We start from the raw sequence: 19,783 nt of genomic DNA, 5'->3' as shown, positions 1-19,783 counted from the left end.
GCATCGGCGAACCGCCTAAGGCGCCCGCATGGCGAAGAAACAAGGCTCCCTTCAGGTCTATACCCTTCTCGTTCAAGTCGGACGCGGCCCGGAGGATGGTCTTCCAGCCAAGGCGGCGGGAGCCGCCTTGCTGTGCTATGCCGCCGGTCACGACGAGGCCGAGGCGGTACGCGAGACCGTGGCGGTGCTGAAGACCGCCGGATTGAAGCCGCTCGACGTCACCGGGTACGGGACGCGGGCTGAACGTGAGGCCGAAGGACACGAGATCGGCGACGGGGATCTTGCCCTGATGGAGCGCGCACTTGCCGAAAACGCGGTGATCGTCGCCGAGACGACTGTCCTGCGGGAAGGCGAAAGCATCGGGGACGCATCGGACGAATGAGCGTAGCCGTGTTTCTCGACCTCGACGGCACACTCGTCGACTCGCGTCCAGGCATCGTCTCGTCGCTGGTCTACGCGCTGACGGTCACCGGTCACCCCGAACTGGCGGCAAGCGATCTGACGTGGATGATCGGACCGCCTTTCGTCGAAAGCTTCGCCAAGGCAGGCATTTCGGACCCGGCGGCCGCCATCGAGGCCTATCGCGTAAAGTATCAGGAAGCCGGCATGTACGACGCGCAGGTCTACGCCGGCATACCCGAGGCGATGGATGCCATCGGCCTTGCCGGCGCGCGCCTTTACCTCGCGACGGCGAAGCCCCACGCCTATGCGAAGCTCATCACAGCGCACTTCGGCCTCGCCCCCCGCTTTGTCGCCGAGTACGGACCCGAGTTGGATGGCACGCGGAACTGGAAAGGCGACCTGCTCGCCCACGCCTTGGCCGAGACGGGAGAGGACCCGGCGCGGTCGGTGATGATCGGGGATCGTCACCACGACGTGGCGGCGGCGGCGGAGGTGGGAATGCCATCGCTGGCCGTCGGCTGGGGCTATGGCACCGCTGCCGAATGGCATGGCGCCCGTGCCGTTCTGGAAAGACCGGACCAGATGCCGGAGGCGGTGGCGCGCCTCTTCGCCTGATCCTCAGGCGACCAAAAGGCGCGCCTCGAACCTCTTGAGAGCCGGTCGCGCAGCCGGTCCGTAGCCGAGGCCTGTCGCCGGGTCCAGTTCAGGGAAGATGTGGCGGATCTCGGCGACCGTCTCCGCATCGAAGCAACTCGTCGTCTGCGGTCCGGGCAGGAAGCTTTCACTTTCAAGACCGTCGGACCAGACGATCTGGTGGCGGTCGAACAGGATGTGGACGTATTCGACCATGCCGCCCTGAACCTGTCGCACGGCTCGGCCATCGACAAGGTCGCGGGCGGCCACCAGAACCTCGTGCGAACCGAAAAGCAGTTCGGCCTGCTGGTTCGTGATCAGAACACGGTGGTGCGGAGAAATGAGCACGGCTCGGTGATGGCCGAAGGTGTTCTCGGCTATGCGGACGGGCGCCATCGGTCCCTCGGCGGGCAGGATACGGCGGCCGATCCAGCGAACGGGCTGCAGGCCATCGTCGCGCGTCTCGACGAGGTCGCCCGGCTCCAACCTTTCAATCGGAACCTCGCCCCGCGAGGTGCGGATCATCGTGCCGGCGACAAAGCAGGGGACGGTGTCGAGTAGGACGAAGCCCACGGCATAGTCGCCCGCGCTCGACGTCACGCCATAGGTGAAGGCGACATCCTCGCTTTCGTTGTTGCCGACCATCTCGAGCTTGTTGTCGGCGGTCAGGGTGATCGTCTGTCCCGTCGTCAACGTGACGCTGTCGCCAGGCGACACGGCAATGCCGTTGATATGCGTGATCCACGCTTCGCCGCCGGTGAGGTTGATGTCATTCTTGAGGACGTTTACGGTCTTCGTCGTACCTGGCCGCAGCAGCACGTCATCGGTCACGGCAATCAGCGACCCCTGCACACTGTCGGCCGCGATCAGCACGTTGGAGTCGTACTGGTCGTCCGAGACGTCGGCGATGCCGATCTTGATCGAGTTCACCTGCCCGGCGATCACCGGAATGGTCAGCGACATGGATACAGTAAAGCCGTCCATCTCGGTGTTGTACTGGTCGCCGGTATTCGAGATGAAAAGGTTCTGCGCGCCCGACAGGTTGATGTTCGTGACGCTGGTCTGGCCGGTGCCCGCCGCCAACGGCACGATCTCCCCGTTGATCCAGACACCCACCATGTCGTTGTAGATCGACGTGGCATACTCGGGGTATTCGTCCGACGAGAACACGAATTCCATCGTTATGAACTCGGTCCCCGCATCAGGGATGAAGTCCACCTCGAGGAACGAGGCGTCATAAGTCCTTGTCCCGGAAAGTTCATCGAAATCGTCTTCGCGGTTCGGCCCGTCATTTGACGTTGTTGTCGAGGAAGAAGTGTTCGACTGCGAATTGTTCCGCGTCGTGAAGGCGCGGGCGTCGCCCGTCGAGAGGATCACGCCGCTGTCCGACGGCACCACGCCAGGCGAAATGCTATCGCCATTGGAGTATATCGCCGACGCGCGGTTGTCGCCGGTGTAGCTGGCGCTTAGGACGGTGACCCTGTCCCCGAAGATGAGGTTCGCCATCTGCATTGCGCTGGCGTTGATGTTGTAGTTGAGCTCGACGCCCTGAACCATGTCAGCCTCATGTCGCGATCACGAGGCCGGGTCCGCCACCGGTCGTGCCGGTGCCGTCTGCCGTTGTCCGTCTTGCGCATGGTCCGGGTATTCCCGGTCCCGCACGCGACCCTGCCTCGGGTTTTGCTTTGCCGGATGATGCGCGTGCGCCCGCGATCGGAAAAGCCCGCCGGATGAAAAGCTTGCCGTGGTTGTTGCCGCGCCACAGGCCCTTGGACGGGCCGGAGGCAGGTTTCGCTATTTCAGCCGGTTGAGGATCTCGAAGCTGGCATACCCGTCGGGGATCATTCCGATGGAGACCTGGAAGCGCCGGATCGCCTGGATCGTGTTCGGACCGATGATGCCGTCGACACCGCCAGTCTCGAAGCCCCGCCGCGACAGAAGCGCCTGCATCTCCTTTTTTTCTGCGAAGCGCAGGTTGCGGTCGCCGCGCGGCCATCCCGACTTGAGCGGACCGGCGCCGCGGATACGGTCGGACAGGTGACCGACGCCGATGACATAAGCGTCGGCCGTATTATAGCGCTCGATGACGTGAAAGTTCTGGAAGATCATGAAAGCCGCACCCTGCGCGCCGGCGGGCAAGAGGATGGAGGCGCTTCCGTAGTTCGGGACCGTGCCACCCTGCGTATCACGGATGCCGAGCGCCGCCCACTCGGCCGGGCTCTTCTTGATACGCTCTCCGGTCTCCGCATAGTCGAAGCCGCGCGGCAAGGCGACCTCGACCCCCCAGGGCTGACCCTTGGTCCATCCGAAGCGCCGAAGGTAGGCGGCGGTCGAGGCGAGGGCGTCGGCCGGATCGTCGGACCAGATGTCGCGCTTGCCGTCGCCAGTGAAGTCCACCGCGTAGGCAAGGTACGACGTCGGGATGAATTGTGTGTGGCCCATTGCCCCGGCCCAGCTTCCCGTCATGCGACCCGGGGACACATCGCCGGCCTGCACGATCTTCAGTGCCGCGACGAGTTGCTCTTCGAAGAACCTTCCGCGGCGCCCGTCAAAGGCAAGCGTGGCCAGAGACTGGATCAGGGGTTCGCTGCCCCGATACTCGCCATATGCGCTCTCGAGACCCCAGACGGCGGCCACGACCTCGCCTTCGACGCCGTAGGCTGCCTCGATCGCGTCGAGGAGCCTCTGATGGCGGCGCACCGCGTCGCGGCCGTTGCGGACGCGGGCGTCGGAGGCGGCGCTGTCGAGGTATTCCCAGATCGGCTTGGTGAACTCGGACTGGTTGCGGTCCTTTTCGATCACGCCCGGATCATAGCGTACGCCTTGGAAGGCTGCGTTGAACACGCCGTCACGGATGCCGGCGGCCCTTGCACGGCCGCGAAACCCGTCGATCCACCTCTGGAACTCCATGCTGGAGCGCGAAGCCTGGGCAAGCACGATCTGCGCCTCCTCTGCATGGGCGGGTCGCGGTCGGGGCGAAACGGATGTATCCGGGCCTGCCACGGCCGGGCCGGTGACAAGGCAGAACGCGAGGATGGCGACCTTTAGCATGCGCATGGTTCACCTGTGTTTTGACTGCTCGTGGTGGAGGTTAGCGGGATTCGGTCCTCGTCGGAAGCGGCCTGCGCCGAGATCGGCGAGGCGTCGCGCGGCAGACGCACCGACCGGGGGCAGACCCTATTTGCGGCGCCGCGCGACCTTGCGTTCCTTGCGCGCCTTCGCCGCCCCCGCCTTTTCCTTGCGGCGGACGGGACCCTTTCCCCGCCCCTTGCGCGGCGCGGCAGGAAGGGCACCGCCCTCGACCTCCAGCAGTTCCAGAAGGATGCCGCCCGTAACCGGCACCGCTTCGGAAAGACGCACCGTCACCCTCTGACCGATGGTCAGCGTCATGCCGGTCTCGGACCCCATGAGTGTCTGGCTGTCGCGGTCGAAGTGGAAATATTCGCGGCCGATCTCACGGATCGGGATCAGACCGTCGGCGCCGGTCTCGTCCAGCCGAACGAAAGCGCCGAACCTCTGGATCCCCGAGATTCGCCCCTTGAACTCGCTCCCGACGCGGTCCGAGAGATAGGCGGCCAAGTAGCGGTCCGTGGTGTCCCGTTCCGCTTCCATCGATCGCCTTTCGGTCATCGAGATCTGCTCGCCGGTGTTCGCCAGCCGCTCGATCTCGTCCTCGGTCAGCCCGTCACCGCCCCAGCCGTGCGCACGGATCAGGGCGCGGTGGACGACGAGGTCGGCATAGCGCCGGATCGGTGATGTGAAATGGGCATAGGCCTTCAGCGCGAGGCCGAAGTGGCCGAAATTCTCAGGGCTGTAGTAGGCTTGCGTCATGGCCCGCAGGACGGCCATGTTGATGATCGCGTCGTCGTCGTGACCCTCGGCCTGGGCCAGAAGGCGGTTCAGGTGTGCCGTCTTCAGAACCTGCCCCTTGGCGAGCGTCAGGCCGGCCCCCTGTGCGACCTCGCGGAGGGCCTCCATCTTGTCGGGGTCGGGTTCCTCGTGGACGCGGAACAAAAGCGGCGTACGCTTCGCGATCAGGGTTTCGGCGGCGGCGACGTTGGCGAGGATCATGAACTCCTCGATCAGCCGGTGCGCGTCGAGGCGGTCCTTGAAGGCGACGGACCTTACCGTGCCATCTTCGCCCAGGATCACCTGCCGCTCGGGCAGGTCGAGATCGAGGGGCTCGCGCGCCTTCCGTGCCGTCGCAAGGGCGTGGTAGGCCGCGTAGAGCGGTCGGATCACCGTTTCGAGCAGGGGCACGGTCTTCTCGTTCGGCTGGCCATCGATGGCGGCCTGCACTTCTTCGTAATGGAGCGTCGCGTCGGAGCGCATCAGGCCGCGATGGAACGAGTGGTCGCGCTTCTCGCCCTTCGCGTCGATGCGGATGCTCGCGACGAGGCAGGCGCGCGGAACACCTTCGTGCAAGGAACACAGGTCGCCGGACAGCCGGTCCGGCAGCATCGGCACCACGCGGTCGGGAAAGTAGGTCGAGTTGCCCCGCTCCCAGGCTTCCCGGTCCAGCGCCGAACCGGGGGTGACGTAGTGCGACACGTCGGCGATGGCGACCCAAAGGATGAACCCGCCGACGTTCTTCGGGTCGGGATCGGCTTCGGCCCAAACCGCATCGTCGTGATCGCGAGCGTCCGAGGGGTCGATGGTGACCAGCGGTACCTCGCGGAAATCCTCGCGGCCTTGCATCCCCGCCGGCTCCATCGCGTCGGCCTCGGCGATCGCGTCGTCGGCGAAGTCGTCGCGCAGTCCGTGCTGGTGAATGGCGATGAGGAACACAGCGCGCGGCTGCGACGGGTCACCCAGGCGCGTCACGATCCGTGCACGTGGAAGACCCATGCTGTCCTTCGGCCCAGCCTGCTCGGCCTCGACCAGTTCGCCGTCCTTCGCGCCGTGCGTCGCATCCTTTGCCACTCGCCATTCCCGCGCCGCGCCCTTGTCGACAGGCAGGATGCGGCCTCCCTCGGCGGTCTTGCGGAAGACGCCAAGGACCTTCCGCGGGTTCGTCCCGATGCGGCGGATCAGGCGGGCTTCGTAGGCATGGTCCTCGTCCCGGACGAGGGTCACCCGCGCGAGGATGCGGTCGCCCTCACCAAGAGCGGGATCGGAGTCGCGCGGTATCAGAAGGATGCGCGGCTCGGGTCCGTCGCCCTGCCATTCAAGCGGACGGGCGTAGAGGTCGCCGTCCTTGCCCGGGCCCGTGACCTGGAGGACGGAGACGGGAGGCAGGCGGTCCGGGTCGCGGTAGGTCTTGCGCCGCCTCTCGAGTTGGCCGTCCTCTTCGAGCTCTTTCAAGACGCGCTTCAGGTCGATCCGATCCGCGCCCTTGATGCCGAAGGCCTTGGCAATGTCGCGCTTCGCGGTCGCCGTCGGATGCTCGGCGATCCAGTCGAGGATGTCCTTTTTCGAGGGGATACGGGCCATGTCCCGGCGGTATCATGAGCGTGCGGAGAGGTCACGGGGGAAACCGCTGGCCACAGGTTCTCTCAGAGGTCGTCCGCGTCGTCGACGTCGGAGAGAGTGGCGGCGCTCGCGACGGGGTGGGGAAGCCGAGGCAGGGTGTTATCCAGCGTGTTATCTTGAGACCACGCGATGCCGTCGAGGAAGGCAGGCAGCGTGCGTTCGGGATGGCGCAGACCGATGAGCCAGAAGCCACCGTCCATGGCGGGTCCAATGACGCTTCCGTGGTGGCCAAGAGACTGAAATGCTTCCTCGATGTGATGTCGCCGGACACCCGGGATGTCCGCACCGATCAGGATGGCGGGGCCCTGTGAGGCGAGAAGGCAGCGCGCCATGCGTTGGCCAAGGTCGCCTCTGCCCTGGGCGATGCGCGGGAGGTGCGCCGGCCAGGAACGGCTTCTCAGTCCCTCGGCATCCGGCGTCACGGCGAGGACCAGGACCCACCTCCGGTCGTCCAGGCGACGCAGCAGGTGTCGTGCCTGGTGACGAAACCACCAGGCGGCGACGGTCATTCCCACCTGGCGGCCAAGGCGGGTCTTGACGCGCCCGGCGCGGGGTTCCTTCAGCATGACGATCAGGGTGGGTCGCCTGCGCCCTAGAGCGGGCATGTCATGTCGCGGTGCGGGATTCCGGCGTCGAGGTACTCGTCCCCCTGCGCGGTGAAACCGAGCGCCTCGTAGAAACCCAGGGCATGGGTCTGTGCGCCGAGCTTCGCGGTATGGGCGCCCGCGAGTCGGCTCTCCTCCATCGCGAGGCGGATCAGGGCTCGGCCAAGGCCGGTGCCCCTGTAGGGCTTCAGGACGGCAACGCGCCCGATCTTGCCTATGCCCCCGCCGATGACGATGCGGGCCGTTCCCACGGGTCGGCCGTCGGCGAGAGCGACGAGGTGAAGCGCCGTGGCGTCGAACATATCGCGTTCGATGGTCTCGGGGACCGACTGTTCGTCGATGAAAACCGTGCGCCGAATGTCCATAACCGCGGGCATGTCACCCGGGCGGGCGCGGCGGACGGTCACGCGAAGTAGCTTTCGAGGATGCGGCGGTAGACGGCCTTGAGCTGGTCGATGTGCTCGACCCGCACCCTTTCGTCCACCTGGTGCATGGTCTGGCCGACGAGGCCGAATTCCACCACAGGGCAATGACTTCGGATGAAGCGCGCGTCCGACGTGCCGCCCGATGTCGACAGCACCGGACGTCGGCCTGTCTCGGCCTCGACCGCACTGGCGACGAGGTCCGACAGCGGTCCGGGCGGGGTCAGAAAACTTTCGCCCGAGACGCGAGCGGTCATTCCGATCTCGACGCCCGTTTGCTCGGCGACCTTGCGTGCCTCAGCGGCAAGCCACGAGGTCAGGCTGTCCGAGGTATGGGCGTCATTGAAACGGATGTTCACCGTGGCGCGGCAGCCCGCCGGGATGACGTTGGTGGCGGGGTTGCCGGTGTCGAAGGTGGTCACGGCAAGTGTCGAGGCGTCGAAATGCTCGGTGCCGTCGTCGATGGTGTGGCTGGCGAGGCGGTCGATCAGGCGCGCCATCGCGGACACGGGGTTCTTCGCGCGATGCGGATAGGCGGAGTGGCCCTGCACGCCGGTTGCGGTAAAGACGGCGGTTATCGATCCGCGGCGTCCGACCTTCATCATCTCTCCCATTTCGGAGGGACAGGTCGGTTCTCCGACGAGGCACACGCTCATCGCCTCGCCGGTCGCGTTCATCCAGTGGAGGATCGCGGGGGTGCCGTCGGTGGCGTCGCCTTCCTCGTCGCCGGTCACGGTGATGAGGATCGCGCCATCGGGCGGAGCCTCAGCGACGAGGTCGACCGCGGCAGCGACGAAGGCGGCCACGCCGGACTTCATGTCGGCGGCGCCCCTGCCGAAAAGCCAGCCATTCTCGATAGTTGCTGAGAAGGGATCGTGGGCCCATTTCTGGGGGTCGCCGGGAGGAACGACGTCGGTGTGGCCGTTGAAGCCGAAGGTGCGGGGATGGGCCTTGGCGCCCCATCTGGCGACGAGGTTCGCGGTCTCGCCCCGGTCGGCGCGGTGGCAGGTGAAGCCGGCCTCGGTCAGGAGGTCCTGGAGAAGGCTGATCGCGCCGCCTTCCTCGGGGGTGACCGAGGGACAACGGACGAGGCGGCGGGTCAGGTCGATGGGATCGCAGGTCATGGCTTAGGGCTATCCCGGCTTGGAGGACCGGGCAACGAGAAGCGCGCGGGTCGAAATCCAGCAGCCGCGCCAATGGTCGTTCACGACGCCCACGGCCTGGAGGTAGGCGTAGATGATTGTGGGTCCGACGAAGCCCATTCCGCGCTTTCGAAGGTCTTTCGAGATGGCGTCCGAGAGAGGCGTCGTCGCGGGGATGTCGCCGCGCTCGGACCAGTCGCCTCGGAGGGGCTCGCCGTCGACATGGGACCAGAGCCAGTGCGAGACGCTGCCGTATTCTCTCTGCATTTCCATGAAGATACGGGCGTTGCGGCGCGTGGCCTCGACCTTCTGGCGGTGGCGCACGATGCCCGGGTCAGTCAGTGCGACAGCAAGGTCTTCGTCGGTCATGGCGGCGACCCTGGCGACGTCGAAGTCGTGGAAGATGCGGCGGTAGCCATCTCGTTTCTTCAGCACCGTCTCCCACGACAGGCCGGCATGGGCTCCTTCGAGGATGAGCATCTCGAAAAGCGTCCTGTCGTCGTGTACGGGCACGCCCCATTCGGTGTCGTGGTAGTGGGCGTAGAGTTCGGAGGAAGACCCGAAGCAGCGGGGAAGGTCGTCGATCATGCGCGGGACGGTAGCGGGAGCGGGGCGCGTTGTCATCCGGGACGGCAGCGGGGCGCGCCAAGGGTTAATGAGGCGCGCCGGGCAGGGCGTTGCGGAGAAAGCCCGCGAAGGTAAACGCCTTTAAAACACGGCCGAGGCGTGAAGCGGGCGTGTCGGCAAAGCGTATGGCAGCTGTCGGCAAACCGTCGGACATCTGTGACGAGTGACGGGCAATCCGGCGTCTCGGAGATGCGGGCGGTAACAAAGATTACCGCGCGATTTACGATTGTCGGATGGGGGGCGCGGGACTAGCGTCGCGGCGAGCCTCTCCAATGGACCTGACGTGAAGCCTCAGCTTCTCACGACCCTTCCGGGATACACGCGCACGCTTTTCGCGGCGGACCTCGCGGCCGGATTGACCGTCGCGATGGTGGCGCTGCCGCTGAGCCTCGCCATCGCCATCGCGTCGGGCGCGGATCCGGCGAAGGGATTGGTGACGGCGGTCGTCGCGGGCTTCCTGATCTCGCTTCTGGGCGGAAGCCGGGTGCAGATTGGCGGACCGACGGGGGCCTTCATCGTCGTCGTCGCGGGCGTGATCGCGGAACACGGCTATGACGGGCTGGTGCTTGCGACGTTGATGGCGGGGGTGATCCTGCTGGTGGCGGGTTTCCTGCGCGCCGGCCGGCTGATCGCGCTGGTGCCGGAGCCGGTGGTCAGCGGCTTCACCATCGGGATCGCCGTCATCATCGCGACGAGCCAGCTTCAGGACCTGTTCGGCCTGAAGGGCGCGACGCCCGCCGAGTTCTTCGGCAAGATCGCGGGTCTCTGGGCCGCACGAGGGACCTTGAATCCCGCCGCCCTGTCCGTGGGGCTGGTGACGATGGTGCTGATCGTCGCTCTGCGTCGTCTCGCACCGCGCCAGCCGGGCCTGATCGTCGCGGTCGCGCTGACCTCTGCCGCCGTGGCCTTGCTGGCGCTGCCGGTCGACACGATCGAGGGCCGCTTCGGCGCGCTGCCGAGAACGCTGCCCGCGCCATCGCTGCCGGACCTCGACCTTGCGCGGTTCCGTGAACTGTTGCCGTCCGCTCTGGTGATCGCCTTCCTGGCGGGCGTCGAGTCGCTTCTCTCTGCAATGGTCGCCGACCGCATGACGGGCGGATCGCACCGGCCGAGCGCCGAGCTGATCGCCCAAGGTGCGGCGAACCTGGGATCGGCGTTGTTCGGAGGCCTGCCGGCGACGGGCGCCATCGCGCGGACGGCGACGAACGTGCGGGCCGGAGGACAGACGCCCGTTGCGGGGATCGTTCATGCCGTCGCCATCCTTGCCGTCATGGCCATCGCCGCGCCGCTTGCGGGCTATCTTGCCATGCCGGCGCTGGCCGGGCTTCTGATCCTGACAGCATGGAACATGTCCGAGCCGCACAAGTGGGCAGAGTACGCGCGGATGCGGGTGTCGGACCGGCTGCTTCTGGTGCTGACGTTCGTCCTGACGGTGGTGGCCGACCTGACGGTGGCCATCGGCGTCGGTGTGGGGCTGGGACTGGCGTTGCGGCTTTACCGGCGCGACGCCCCGTCCAAGTGGAGCATGCCGCGCCGCTGAGGTGTTTCGGATTTGGCTTTTGGGGCGGCTTCGCTTATATGCCGCCTCTGACCCCGGAAAGCCAAAGCCATGACCGACGCCACAGCGCCCATCACCCAGGATGTCGTGACTATCCCCCGCAAGGAGTCCGCCTCGGCGGAGGGGCGGACGAATGTCGTCGGCCTGACGCGCGAGGCCATGCGCCTGGCGCTGATCGAGGCGGGAACGCCCGAGAAGCAGGCGAAGATGCGGGTCAACCAGATCTGGCAGTGGGTCTATTTCTGGGGCGTGCGCGACTTCGGCGAGATGACCAATCTGTCTAAGGACTATCGCGCGCTTCTGGCCGAAAAGTTCACCATCGCGCTGCCTGAGGTCGTCAGCCGCCACGTCAGCGCTGACGGCACGCGCAAATACCTTGTGCGCATCGCGGGCGGGCACGAGGTCGAGACGGTCTATATCCCCGAAGAGGATCGCGGCACGCTCTGCATCTCGAGCCAGGTCGGCTGCACGCTGACCTGTTCGTTCTGCCATACCGGCACGCAGAAGCTGGTGCGCAACCTGACGGCGGGCGAGATCGTGGGTCAGGTCATGCTGGCGCGTGACGACCTGGGCGAATGGCCCGAGCACGGCGTGGGCATGGGCGAGGCGGGGCCGCGCCTTCTGTCCAACATCGTGCTGATGGGAATGGGCGAGCCTCTCTACAACTTCGAGGCGGTGCGCGACGCGATGAAGATCGCGATGGACGCGGAGGGCATCGCCTTGTCGCGGCGGCGGATCACCCTGTCGACCAGCGGCGTCGTGCCCGAGATCGCGCGGACGGCCGAAGAGATCGGCTGCATGCTGGCGGTGTCGTTCCACGCGACCACCGACGAGGTGCGCAACAGGCTGGTGCCGATCAACAAGCGCTGGAACATCGCCGAGCTTCTCGATGCGTTGCGCGCTTATCCGAAGGCCTCGAACTCGGAGCGGATCACCTTCGAATACGTCATGCTGAAGGGTGTGAACGACAGCGACGAGGATGCGCGGCGGCTGGTGAAGCTGATCGCGGGCATTCCGGCGAAGATCAATCTCATCCCCTTCAACGAGTGGCCCGGTGCGCCCTACGAGCGGTCGGACTGGTCGCGGATCGAGGCGTTCTCGGACATCGTCTACAAGGCGGGATACGCCTCGCCCATTCGCACGCCGCGGGGCGAGGATATCATGGCGGCCTGCGGGCAGTTGAAGTCCGCGACCGAGCGCGAGCGCAAGTCCCGCGCGCAGATCGCCGCCGAGAGCGGGCTCTGAGGGGAACGGCGGGCCACCTCCGGCGTTGACGGGCTGGAGGTGGATCATGCAGAAATTCCTGACAGCCCTGATCGTTCTGGCCGCGTCGCCCGCGATGTCACAGGACGCGAGCGGCGAGGTCGAGTTCAACAACCATTGCCGCACCTGCCATTCCGTCGAGGAGGGCGACAACCGCATGGGACCGACGCTACATGCCGTGATCGACCGGAAAGCCGGTTCGGTCCCCGGCTATGGGTACAGCGATGCGATGGCGGGGTCCGATGTCGTGTGGGATGCCGAGACGCTGGACGCCTTCATCGAAGCGCCGGACGCCGTGGTGCCGGGGAACGCGATGAAGCCCTACAGCGAGATCACGGATCCCAAGGTGCGCGAGTTGATCGTGTCGTATCTGTCCGAGACCGAGGTATGAGCGCAGGGTACAAGGAAGGCGATACCGTCGAGTGGACCTGGTCCGGCAGTACGGCGCGCGGAAAGGTCGTGAAGGTCTATACCAGCCGACAGACGCTGACGATCAAGGGAAGCGAGATCACGCGGAACGCGTCGGCGGACTGCCCGGCCTACAGGATCGAGCAATCCGACGGCGACGAGGTTCTCAAGTCGCACACCGAGGTGCGCACGGTCTGAGGGTCAGCGACGGATGAGGCTGACCAGCCAGAGAAGCAGGACCGCACCGATGATCGCGATGACCAGCGCTCCGAGGAAACCGCCGGCGGTGATGCCGATCAGGCTGGCAACGAAGGCGCCGAGGTAGGCGCCGACGACGCCCACGATCAGGTTCATCATCAACCCGTGATCGCGCTTCATCACCTTCTCGGCGATCCAGCCCGCCAGAAGGCCGACGATGAGGAAAGAGAACCAGCCTAGAGCGTCCATTTTGCGTATCTCCCTGCAAATGTGTCGCCTGACAACTGCGCGCGGTCAATCTTGTTCCTTAGCGCTCCCTGACCTTCGCGACGATCCACAGAAGGACCACCGCGCCGATGGTCGCCATGATGATCGAGCCTATTAGGCCCGTCGCCTGGAGGCCGATCAAACGTCCCAGAAATCCGCCGATCAGCGCGCCGACGACGCCGACCACGAGGTTCATCGGCAAGCTGCCGCTATCCTTCTTCATGATCTGGTTCGCGAGCCATCCCGCGATCAGGCCGACGATCAGAAGCCAAATCAGTCCCATTGTCCCACCCTTTGGTTATGCGTTGCGACCCGGGATGCTTTGACGTCGCGTGTGCGGACCGGGCCAGTTTTCCATGCACGCGATTGCTTCCTCGGCCGTGTCCACGAAACGGAACAGGTCGAGGTCGGCGTCCGAGATCGTACCCGCTTCGGCCAGTGCCTTGAAGTCCACGATGCGATTCCAGAATTCCGAGCCGAAAAGCAGGAACGGGATGGGTTTCATCCGGCCGGTCTGGATCAGCGTCAGGGACTCGAACAGCTCGTCGAGCGTGCCGAAGCCGCCGGGAAAGACGGCGATGGCGGCGGCGCGCATCAGGAAGTGCATCTTCCTGATGGCGAAGTAGTGGAAATTGAACGCGAGGTCGGGCGTCACGTAATCGTTCGGCGCCTGCTCGTGCGGCAGGACGATGTTCAGGCCGATGGACACGCCCCCGGCCTCGGCCGCGCCCTTGTTGCCGGCCTCCATCACTCCGGGTCCGCCGCCCGTGACGATGACGTGCTCGCGGCCGCCGGTGCTGGAGGCGATGGCCCGCTCGGTGAGAAGACGGGCGAAGATGCGGGCCTCTTCGTAGTAGCGGCTGAGGTCCGCGAGGGTCTGGGTGCGCGCCGTCTGCGCGTCTTCCGGGCTGGGAATGCGGGCGCCCCCGAAGAGGACGACCGTGGAGTCGATGCCATATTCGGTCATCATCATCTCGGGCTTCAGAAGCTCGAGCTGCAGGCGGACGGGACGCAGTTCGTCGCGCAGGAGGAAGTCGGCGTCGGCAAAGGCAAGACGGTAGGATGGCGAACGCGTCTGCGGCGTGTCGGGGATGTCGCGCGCGGTCGCGCTGTCCTGGTGCGCGTCGCGGAACACGCGGTTCGTGTCGTCTGTCATGGCGGTCTCCTGTCGCGTGCCTTGAATGGCAGGCGGTGGGGCGGGGTGCAATCCGGGGAGGGTGATCTAGGGCTCGTCGACCGGGCCGCGGGCCGACTTGATCTCGCCTCGGCGCTTCTTGGCGTCGAGGCGCTTGCGCTTCTGCGAGAGCGATACGCGGGTCTTGAGGCGCGGCTTCGGCACGATGGTCGCGCGGCGGATCAGGTCTGCGAGGCGTTCGCGCGCGATATCCCGGTTGCGGGCCTGGCTGCGTTCTTCCGAGACCTGGATGATCAGCGCGCCGTCCTTGGTCCAGCGCCGGCCCGCCAGTCGCCGAAGCCTTCGTTTCACGGGGTCGGGCAGGTTCGGAGACCGCTCCGCCTCGAAGCGCAACTCGACGGCGGTGTTGACCTTGTTGACGTTCTGACCGCCCGGGCCGCTTGAGCGAACGAACTGCTCGGTCAGCTCCCAGTCTGCGATCTCGATGTCGGGCGTGATGCGCATGGCTCGGTCCGAAGTCAAAGGAAGAAGGGCCGCGACTGGCGCGACCCTTCCGAGTTTCTTGGAGATGGGCCAGTTAGGGGTCGACCGTGTCGACGGGCCCAATCAGGAGTGTTCTGCCTTCGGGTCTGCCCTAGGCAACGGCCCCCCCGACTGTCCGGACACATATCTCCAATATCGCTCTAGACACTGGACCACCTCCTTTCAATTGGTTGCCGATACCTGGAGGGTGGCACGCTATTTGTGTCTGTCAAATTAATTCACGATCCGAGCGGCGCGATTTTTTGCACGATGACTCGAAATGGCACGAGCGTCACAATCGCGAGCCCAAGTTTTACGCACCAATCGGCCAGGGCGAGCGAGATCCAGAGCGGGACCGCAGGGCCGACGCCGAGGAGCGGCAACATCTCGTTGGCCCAGGAGACGTCGTTGCCGGGTTCGAGGAACGACAGGCTGGCCGAAAAGGCCAGCGTGAAGAAGAGGATGGTATCGACGGCCGAGCCGATCAGGGTCGAGACGAGCGGCGCGCGCCACCACGCCTCTTCGCGTAGGCGGTCGAAGATCGCCACGTCGAGGAGTTGAGCGGTCAGGAAGGCCGTCCCGGAGGCGATGGCGATGCGCCACGTCACGAGAGGCCCGAACTCGCCCATGATCTGCGTGCCGATCAGGGAACAGGCGACGCCTGTGGCGAAGCCCGCGATCACCACCTTGCGGGCGGTGGCCGCGCCGTAGACGCGGTTCATGACGTCGGTGACGAGAAAGGCGAAGGGATAGGTGAAGGCGCCCCAGGTCAGCCAGTCGCCGAAGAGGAACTGCACGAGGATGTTGGAGGCCACAACGATGGCGGCCATGGCGATCACGCCGGGAAGAAGTCGGGTCATGTCGGGTTCCGTTTTGACAAGGTGGCGGAGACTTGGCCCCACGTTCGGGGACGGGGGCGAATACCTCTCGCGCCCTAGTCGGTCAAGCGGAACTCGACGAATTCGGTGGGCGTGGCGGAGCTGCCGTTGTTGTCCGAGATCAGGGTAAGGCGGCGGCCGGTGTCGTCGCTCCAGACCGAGAGGCCTTCGAGATTACCGTATTCGCCGCGCTCTCCGGTCCAGATGACAGTGTCGGCGCCGGTGTCGAGCCGCACGCGGCGCACGCGGTTCTGCCACCAGAGGCCCACGACCAGTTTCCGTTCGAGAAGGTAGAGCGTGCCGTCCGCATCGAAGTCGGCGCCGACGATGCCGAAGACCTCGCTTTCGGGGAGGTAGCCGTCGATTTCCCAGAGGTTGCCGGGGGCGAGGCGGTAGATCGGAAAGCCCTCGGCCAGCGGGCGTTCGGGAAAGGCGTAAACCGTGCCTTCGGGGGATATGGCGATGGCCTCGAGTTGCCAGTTGTCGGCGTAGTCCTTGAAGGTCTCGTGGTCGGGAATGTGGTTGGCTTTCGAAAACGGCGCATCGTACCACCAGACGTGGGCCCATCGTTCGAACGACACCCAGGCCCGGCCGTCGGGTCCGATGGCGAGGCCCTCGGCGTCGGACCAGTCGCCCACGCGGCGGGCGGCCGCGGGCAGGCCGTTCGAGCCGAGGATGGGTTCGAGCCGTTCGATCTCGACCCCGGTGATGACCTCGCCGTCGCGGGTCAATGCGCCCTGCAGCCACCAGCCCTGGTCGCTGACCGCGGTGAAGCCCATCCCGTCGTCATCCATCTCGATCCCGGAGAGCCCGACGATCAACTGGCTGTCCCAGTCGAACCGGCCGATGGGATCCAGTTCTTCGGCCCGCGCAGGTCCGGAAGCGAGACAGGTCGCGAGGATCAGCGCGACAGGACGCTGGAGCATTGCGCGGGCAGGTCGGACAGGACGTATTCCCGCGCCGGGGGCGAGGGCCTGGCGTTCGGATCGGGCGGCGGCGGGTTGAGGATGTTGTTCACCCAGTCCTGCGCATCGGCACATCCGTCGCCGGCGGGCGGCGGGGCCTGGTTCTCGCAGCCGCGCGCGCCGCGGGGGCAGGCGAGCCGGACGTGGAAGTGATAGTGGTGTCCCCACCAGGGCCGGACCTTCCTGAGCCAGCTTCGGTCGCCTTTCTCGTCGCGGCACATCTGCACCTTCGCGCCGGGGAAGACGAAGATGCGGGCGACGGCGGGGTCCTTTGCGGCCTGCCGGATGAGGGCGTGATGCTGCGGTGTCCAGAGGTTGTTGACGTAGGCGCCGCCGGCCCGCTGCATCGAGGTGGCCGAGATGTTCTCGCGCTCGCGCGCGGAGAGGCGGAGGGTCTTGGGCGGGTTCATCCAGATGTCGATGTCGAGACCGACCTGGTGGCTGCGGTGGCCAGTCAGCATCGGGCCGCCCTTGGGCTGGGACATGTCGCCGATGTAGAGGCCCTGCCAGCCGGGCTGTTTCGCCGCGAAGGCCGACAGGCGCTGGATGAAGGCGAGCGTTTCGGGATGACCCCAGTTGCGGTTGCGCGAGAGGCGCATGGCCTGCCAGGTCGGACCGCTTTCGGGCAGTTGGGCGGCGCCGGCGATGCAGCCCTTGGCGTAGCTTCCAAACGCCGCGGCGCGACCGGCGGCGGGACCGCGTTCGGCGCCGAAGAGTTCTTTCGCCAGTGGCTGTGCGTGGGCCGCAGGGGCAAGCGACAGGATCAGGGCGAGGGCGGCAAGGACGTGTCGGACCATTGTTCTGCTCGGTCTCCTTCAGGTCGTGTCCAGCGTAGCAGACCGAGGCCCGAAAGAAAGAGCAGTATCAGCGGCAGGACGCCAAGCCTCGCGTCGCCGGTTGCGATGGTGACGAGACCGATCAGCGCAGGCGCGAGGAACGAGGTTGCCCGGCCCGCCAGCCCGTAGAGCCCGAAGCCCGAGGTTTCGGACCCGGCGTCGGTGTGGCGCACCATCATCGACCGGCTCGCCGCCTGGAGGACGCCTCCCAGGCCGCCGATGAGGACGCCGCAGAAAAGGAAAACGGTGTCCGGGAGGCTGGAGCCTTCGGCGAGGGGGATGCCGAAAAAGCTCTCGCGGGTCATCGAGGCGACCACGGCGCTGACTATGGTGAGGCCGAGGACGGCGGTTGTGATGACGGGTTTCGGACCGTGGCGGCGGTCGAGGTGGCCGCCCAGCCATGAGAAGGCGGCGGCGGCGATGACGCTGACAATGCCGAAGACGCCGATGCGGATGACGTCCCAGTTCAGGACGAGGGCGGCATAGGTGCCTCCGAAGCCGTAAAGGCCGTTCAGCGCGTCGCGGTAGAGCATCGAGCCGCCGAGGTAGGAGGCGAGGCTGGGGCGGTCCTTCAGCGCGCGGACCGAGGCTGCAAGGTGGATGAGGGCGGCGGAGACGGAGTGGGGGCGGCGGACGCTGCGGGTTTCGCGCACCCACAGGAAGTAGGGCACCATGAAGATGACGAACCAGATCGCGGCGAAGGGTCCCGCGAAGCGGGTGCCCTCGCGCATGTCGGGGTCGAGACCGAAGAGCGGCGACAGGCCGACAAGCGTCTTGCCCGAGGGCTGCTCGACGAAGAGCGCCAGGACGAGGATCAGCGACACAAGGCCGCCCAGGTAACCGAAGGCGAAGCCGGAGCCGGAGATGCGGCCGATCTCGGCGCGCGTCCCCAGACCGGGAAGCTGGGCGTTGGTGAAGATCAGCGCAAATTCGGCCCCGATGAAGCCGATCCCGAAGGCAATGAGCGCGAAGGAGAGGTTCGAGCCGTCGGGCATCGTGACCCAGAGGGCCGAGGCCCCCGTGACATAAAGGGCCGAGAAAACGACGATCCAGGGCATCCGCCGCCCGGCGGTGTCGGCGAGGGCTCCCATGACGGGACCGCCGAAGCCCACGATCAGCCCGGTCACCGTCAGGCAGAGCGACCAGAGCGACTGTGCGCGGGCGTCGGCCGCCTGTTCCTCGAGGCCCGTGGCCATGAAGTGCGTCGCGGCGACGGTGGCGAAGAATGGTCCGAAGACGAAGGTCAGAAGGACGGTGTGATAGGGCTGCGTCGCCCAGTCGAAGAAGTACCAGCCCCAGACGCGCTGCTTGAGTGTCGGCTCCGCCATCCCGGTCCCTGTCCCTTTTGCGCGCCAGTTAGACGGCGTACCGGACATGAGGCAACGGCTTTCGCCTCAGAAGGCGGGCGGCCAGGGACGGAGGGTTTCGGCCTCCGACCAGGCCTCGATCCAGTCGGGCAGGGCGGGCGAGGCCGGATTATGGCCGAGGGTCGCTATCATCTCGGAGGGCGGCACGATCCCCTTGCCGCCGGTGATGGCGGTGCGGATGGCGGCGTGGGCGCAGCATTCGCCGTCGCGCCAGAAGGCCTGCTCGAAGTAGATGAAGCGGTCATCCCAGCCAGCGAGACGGGTGCGCAGTTCGAGATGCTGGAAGACGGTGATGCGGCGGCGGTAGCGGATGCAGGTGCCCGCGACGGTGCCGTACCAGCCGTTGGCCTTCAACTGCTTCAGGATTCCCATCCGGGTGAAGAGGCCGAACCGCCCGATGTCGAAGAGCGTCAGCAGGCGACCGTTGTTCAGGTCCATGAAGACGTCGATGTCCCAGGGCCAGACGCGCATCCGGCTGACGTGGGTCTCGCCGGCCGGCGGAGACAGGAGGTTGCGGGCGCGGGCCATTTCCGAGGCGAGGCGGATGACGGGATACATGGTCCCGGGTGTCCGTCCGGCGCCTTGCGGGGTCAAGCGGGACGCTGCGGCACGGACGGACTTGCGCGGCACGGCGCGGCCCCTTAGGTCAGGAGGGCCTCAGACACGGGTCGCACATGTTCACGCTCTACAAGATCCTCGCCCTTCTCCTGGACGTCGCCTTCATGGTGCTTCTGGTGCATGTCATCATGAGCTGGCTCATCAACTTCCAGGTGCTGAACCTGCGCCAGCCTCTCGTGGCGTCGATCTGGGACGGGCTGAACCGACTTCTCGAGCCGATCTACCGTCCGATCCGGCGGATGCTGCCGAATACCGGTGCGCTGGACCTGGCGCCGCTGGTGCTGTTCCTGATCATCATCATCCTGCGGGACATTCTTCTGCCGGACCTGATGCGCAGCATGATGTGACGCGTCGCTGATGACGAACCGGATGGCCGCTGCGACCGCAGCGGCCTTTTGCGTATTTGGGGCAAGATGACGCCCGGCCGGCCTTGTTCACGGGCCGTTCAGATGGCAGGGTATAGCC

General features: G+C 66.2%; 23 protein-coding genes. 7 read left to right on the top strand and 16 right to left on the bottom strand.

Annotated features, from left to right (window positions below; genetic code table 11):
• The first annotated feature begins 28 nt into the window (after nt 1–28).
• Together EF888_RS19315 and EF888_RS19310 are read left to right on the top strand one after the other, a co-directional pair.
• Nucleotides 29–382 carry a PIN domain-containing protein gene (locus EF888_RS19315; protein WP_109760809.1) on the top strand — a complete coding sequence of 118 codons (354 nt, stop codon included), beginning with the start codon at nt 29–31 and terminating at the stop codon, nt 380–382.
• On the top strand, nt 379–1,017 hold the full coding sequence (locus tag EF888_RS19310; RefSeq protein WP_109760810.1) for an HAD hydrolase-like protein: 639 nt from the start codon (nt 379–381) through the stop codon (nt 1,015–1,017). Before EF888_RS19315 ends, EF888_RS19310 begins: the two co-directional genes overlap by 4 nt.
• 3 nt (nt 1,018–1,020) lie before the next feature.
• On the opposite strand, the gene EF888_RS19305 is transcribed toward EF888_RS19310, so the two are convergent.
• The 7 genes from EF888_RS19305 to EF888_RS19275 all read right to left on the bottom strand — a co-directional run bounded on the left by EF888_RS19305 (nt 1,021) and on the right by EF888_RS19275 (nt 9,264).
• A complete protein-coding gene (locus EF888_RS19305) occupies nt 1,021–2,592 on the bottom strand; it encodes a Hint domain-containing protein (protein WP_109760811.1) in 1,572 nt (523 codons plus the stop codon).
• A gap of 237 nt (nt 2,593–2,829) precedes the next feature.
• Nucleotides 2,830–4,086, bottom strand: a complete 1,257-nt coding sequence (locus tag EF888_RS19300) for a lytic murein transglycosylase (RefSeq protein ID WP_109760934.1) — start codon at nt 4,084–4,086, stop codon at nt 2,830–2,832.
• A 126-nt stretch (nt 4,087–4,212) separates the two neighbouring features.
• Nucleotides 4,213–6,468, bottom strand: a complete 2,256-nt coding sequence (gene rnr, locus EF888_RS19295; RefSeq protein ID WP_109760812.1) for a ribonuclease R — start codon at nt 6,466–6,468, stop codon at nt 4,213–4,215.
• Nucleotides 6,469–6,530: 62 nt separating this feature from the next.
• On the bottom strand, nt 6,531–7,073 hold the full coding sequence (locus tag EF888_RS19290) for a TIGR04282 family arsenosugar biosynthesis glycosyltransferase (RefSeq protein WP_109760935.1): 543 nt from the start codon (nt 7,071–7,073) through the stop codon (nt 6,531–6,533).
• A gap of 26 nt (nt 7,074–7,099) precedes the next feature.
• On the bottom strand, nt 7,100–7,477 hold the full coding sequence (locus EF888_RS19285) for a GNAT family N-acetyltransferase (protein ID WP_241239742.1): 378 nt from the start codon (nt 7,475–7,477) through the stop codon (nt 7,100–7,102).
• 38 nt (nt 7,478–7,515) lie between these two features.
• Nucleotides 7,516–8,658: a succinyl-diaminopimelate desuccinylase gene (gene dapE / locus EF888_RS19280; protein WP_109760813.1), complete on the bottom strand. Its 1,143-nt coding sequence runs from the start codon at nt 8,656–8,658 to the stop codon at nt 7,516–7,518.
• Nucleotides 8,659–8,667: 9 nt separating this feature from the next.
• Nucleotides 8,668–9,264 carry a DNA-3-methyladenine glycosylase I gene (locus tag EF888_RS19275; RefSeq protein ID WP_109760814.1) on the bottom strand — a complete coding sequence of 199 codons (597 nt, stop codon included), beginning with the start codon at nt 9,262–9,264 and terminating at the stop codon, nt 8,668–8,670.
• Between the two features lie 322 nt (nt 9,265–9,586).
• On the opposite strand from EF888_RS19275, the gene EF888_RS19270 reads away from it, so the two are divergent.
• The 4 genes from EF888_RS19270 to EF888_RS19255 all read left to right on the top strand — a co-directional run bounded on the left by EF888_RS19270 (nt 9,587) and on the right by EF888_RS19255 (nt 12,730).
• Entirely contained in the window at nt 9,587–10,843 is a 1,257-nt protein-coding gene (locus tag EF888_RS19270) for a SulP family inorganic anion transporter (RefSeq protein WP_109760815.1), read from the top strand.
• Nucleotides 10,844–10,912: 69 nt separating this feature from the next.
• A complete protein-coding gene (gene rlmN, locus EF888_RS19265) occupies nt 10,913–12,106 on the top strand; it encodes a dual-specificity RNA methyltransferase RlmN (RefSeq protein ID WP_109760816.1) in 1,194 nt (397 codons plus the stop codon).
• Nucleotides 12,107–12,152: 46 nt separating this feature from the next.
• Nucleotides 12,153–12,515: a c-type cytochrome gene (locus tag EF888_RS19260; RefSeq protein ID WP_164721759.1), complete on the top strand. Its 363-nt coding sequence runs from the start codon at nt 12,153–12,155 to the stop codon at nt 12,513–12,515.
• Nucleotides 12,512–12,730, top strand: coding sequence for a hypervirulence associated TUDOR domain-containing protein (locus EF888_RS19255; RefSeq protein WP_109760817.1), 219 nt, complete (start codon nt 12,512–12,514; stop codon nt 12,728–12,730). Before EF888_RS19260 ends, EF888_RS19255 begins: the two co-directional genes overlap by 4 nt.
• A gap of 3 nt (nt 12,731–12,733) precedes the next feature.
• Here the strand turns inward: EF888_RS19255 and EF888_RS19250 are convergent, their stop codons facing one another.
• From EF888_RS19250 to EF888_RS19210, 9 genes are all read right to left on the bottom strand, one after another.
• Nucleotides 12,734–12,979 carry a GlsB/YeaQ/YmgE family stress response membrane protein gene (locus tag EF888_RS19250; protein WP_109760818.1) on the bottom strand — a complete coding sequence of 82 codons (246 nt, stop codon included), beginning with the start codon at nt 12,977–12,979 and terminating at the stop codon, nt 12,734–12,736.
• Nucleotides 12,980–13,037: 58 nt separating this feature from the next.
• The gene (locus tag EF888_RS19245) at nt 13,038–13,280 is read right to left on the bottom strand and encodes a GlsB/YeaQ/YmgE family stress response membrane protein (RefSeq protein ID WP_109760819.1); all 243 of its coding nucleotides are present in this window, start codon (nt 13,278–13,280) and stop codon (nt 13,038–13,040) included.
• A 15-nt stretch (nt 13,281–13,295) separates the two neighbouring features.
• Nucleotides 13,296–14,153 carry an LOG family protein gene (locus EF888_RS19240; protein WP_109760820.1) on the bottom strand — a complete coding sequence of 286 codons (858 nt, stop codon included), beginning with the start codon at nt 14,151–14,153 and terminating at the stop codon, nt 13,296–13,298.
• A gap of 66 nt (nt 14,154–14,219) precedes the next feature.
• The gene (gene arfB, locus EF888_RS19235; protein WP_109760821.1) at nt 14,220–14,636 is read right to left on the bottom strand and encodes an alternative ribosome rescue aminoacyl-tRNA hydrolase ArfB; all 417 of its coding nucleotides are present in this window, start codon (nt 14,634–14,636) and stop codon (nt 14,220–14,222) included.
• 257 nt (nt 14,637–14,893) lie between these two features.
• Nucleotides 14,894–15,514 (bottom strand): queuosine precursor transporter, encoded by a 621-nt coding sequence (locus tag EF888_RS19230; protein ID WP_109760822.1) that lies wholly within the window; start codon nt 15,512–15,514, stop codon nt 14,894–14,896.
• 74 nt (nt 15,515–15,588) lie between these two features.
• Complete coding sequence (locus EF888_RS19225; protein ID WP_109760823.1) at nt 15,589–16,458, bottom strand: esterase-like activity of phytase family protein; 870 nt, start codon at nt 16,456–16,458, stop codon at nt 15,589–15,591.
• A complete protein-coding gene (gene mepA, locus EF888_RS19220) occupies nt 16,434–17,294 on the bottom strand; it encodes a penicillin-insensitive murein endopeptidase (RefSeq protein ID WP_109760824.1) in 861 nt (286 codons plus the stop codon). Before mepA ends, EF888_RS19225 begins: the two co-directional genes overlap by 25 nt.
• Entirely contained in the window at nt 17,261–18,661 is a 1,401-nt protein-coding gene (locus tag EF888_RS19215) for an MFS transporter (protein ID WP_109760825.1), read from the bottom strand. Before EF888_RS19215 ends, mepA begins: the two co-directional genes overlap by 34 nt.
• 66 nt (nt 18,662–18,727) lie before the next feature.
• Nucleotides 18,728–19,258, bottom strand: coding sequence for an acyl-CoA thioesterase (locus EF888_RS19210; protein WP_109760826.1), 531 nt, complete (start codon nt 19,256–19,258; stop codon nt 18,728–18,730).
• Nucleotides 19,259–19,374: 116 nt separating this feature from the next.
• On the opposite strand from EF888_RS19210, the gene EF888_RS19205 reads away from it, so the two are divergent.
• Entirely contained in the window at nt 19,375–19,665 is a 291-nt protein-coding gene (locus EF888_RS19205; protein WP_109760827.1) for a YggT family protein, read from the top strand.
• The last annotated feature ends 118 nt before the right edge of the window (nt 19,666–19,783 follow it).

The sequence above is a fragment of the Silicimonas algicola genome (assembly GCF_003970735.1).
GTDB lineage: Bacteria > Pseudomonadota > Alphaproteobacteria > Rhodobacterales > Rhodobacteraceae > Silicimonas > Silicimonas algicola.
This window is presented reverse-complemented; position numbering and strand designations above follow the sequence as displayed.

Bases quoted from the DNA above. Each gene is read 5' to 3' on its own strand.
- EF888_RS19315 (WP_109760809.1), top strand. From the start codon at position 29: ATGGCGAAGAAACAAGGCTCCCTTCAGGTCTATACCCTTCTCGTTCAA.
- EF888_RS19310 (WP_109760810.1), top strand. From the start codon at position 379: ATGAGCGTAGCCGTGTTTCTCGACCTCGACGGCACACTCGTCGACTCG.
- EF888_RS19305 (WP_109760811.1), bottom strand. From the start codon at position 2,592: ATGGTTCAGGGCGTCGAGCTCAACTACAACATCAACGCCAGCGCAATG.
- EF888_RS19300 (WP_109760934.1), bottom strand. From the start codon at position 4,086: ATGCTAAAGGTCGCCATCCTCGCGTTCTGCCTTGTCACCGGCCCGGCC.
- rnr (WP_109760812.1), bottom strand. From the start codon at position 6,468: ATGGCCCGTATCCCCTCGAAAAAGGACATCCTCGACTGGATCGCCGAG.
- EF888_RS19290 (WP_109760935.1), bottom strand. From the start codon at position 7,073: ATGCTGAAGGAACCCCGCGCCGGGCGCGTCAAGACCCGCCTTGGCCGC.
- EF888_RS19285 (WP_241239742.1), bottom strand. From the start codon at position 7,477: ATGGACATTCGGCGCACGGTTTTCATCGACGAACAGTCGGTCCCCGAG.
- dapE (WP_109760813.1), bottom strand. From the start codon at position 8,658: ATGACCTGCGATCCCATCGACCTGACCCGCCGCCTCGTCCGTTGTCCC.
- EF888_RS19275 (WP_109760814.1), bottom strand. From the start codon at position 9,264: ATGATCGACGACCTTCCCCGCTGCTTCGGGTCTTCCTCCGAACTCTAC.
- rlmN (WP_109760816.1), top strand. From the start codon at position 10,913: ATGACCGACGCCACAGCGCCCATCACCCAGGATGTCGTGACTATCCCC.
- EF888_RS19260 (WP_164721759.1), top strand. From the start codon at position 12,153: ATGCAGAAATTCCTGACAGCCCTGATCGTTCTGGCCGCGTCGCCCGCG.
- EF888_RS19255 (WP_109760817.1), top strand. From the start codon at position 12,512: ATGAGCGCAGGGTACAAGGAAGGCGATACCGTCGAGTGGACCTGGTCC.
- EF888_RS19250 (WP_109760818.1), bottom strand. From the start codon at position 12,979: ATGGACGCTCTAGGCTGGTTCTCTTTCCTCATCGTCGGCCTTCTGGCG.
- EF888_RS19245 (WP_109760819.1), bottom strand. From the start codon at position 13,280: ATGGGACTGATTTGGCTTCTGATCGTCGGCCTGATCGCGGGATGGCTC.
- EF888_RS19240 (WP_109760820.1), bottom strand. From the start codon at position 14,153: ATGACAGACGACACGAACCGCGTGTTCCGCGACGCGCACCAGGACAGC.
- arfB (WP_109760821.1), bottom strand. From the start codon at position 14,636: ATGCGCATCACGCCCGACATCGAGATCGCAGACTGGGAGCTGACCGAG.
- EF888_RS19230 (WP_109760822.1), bottom strand. From the start codon at position 15,514: ATGACCCGACTTCTTCCCGGCGTGATCGCCATGGCCGCCATCGTTGTG.
- EF888_RS19225 (WP_109760823.1), bottom strand. From the start codon at position 16,458: ATGCTCCAGCGTCCTGTCGCGCTGATCCTCGCGACCTGTCTCGCTTCC.
- mepA (WP_109760824.1), bottom strand. From the start codon at position 17,294: ATGGTCCGACACGTCCTTGCCGCCCTCGCCCTGATCCTGTCGCTTGCC.
- EF888_RS19215 (WP_109760825.1), bottom strand. From the start codon at position 18,661: ATGGCGGAGCCGACACTCAAGCAGCGCGTCTGGGGCTGGTACTTCTTC.
- EF888_RS19210 (WP_109760826.1), bottom strand. From the start codon at position 19,258: ATGTATCCCGTCATCCGCCTCGCCTCGGAAATGGCCCGCGCCCGCAAC.
- EF888_RS19205 (WP_109760827.1), top strand. From the start codon at position 19,375: ATGTTCACGCTCTACAAGATCCTCGCCCTTCTCCTGGACGTCGCCTTC.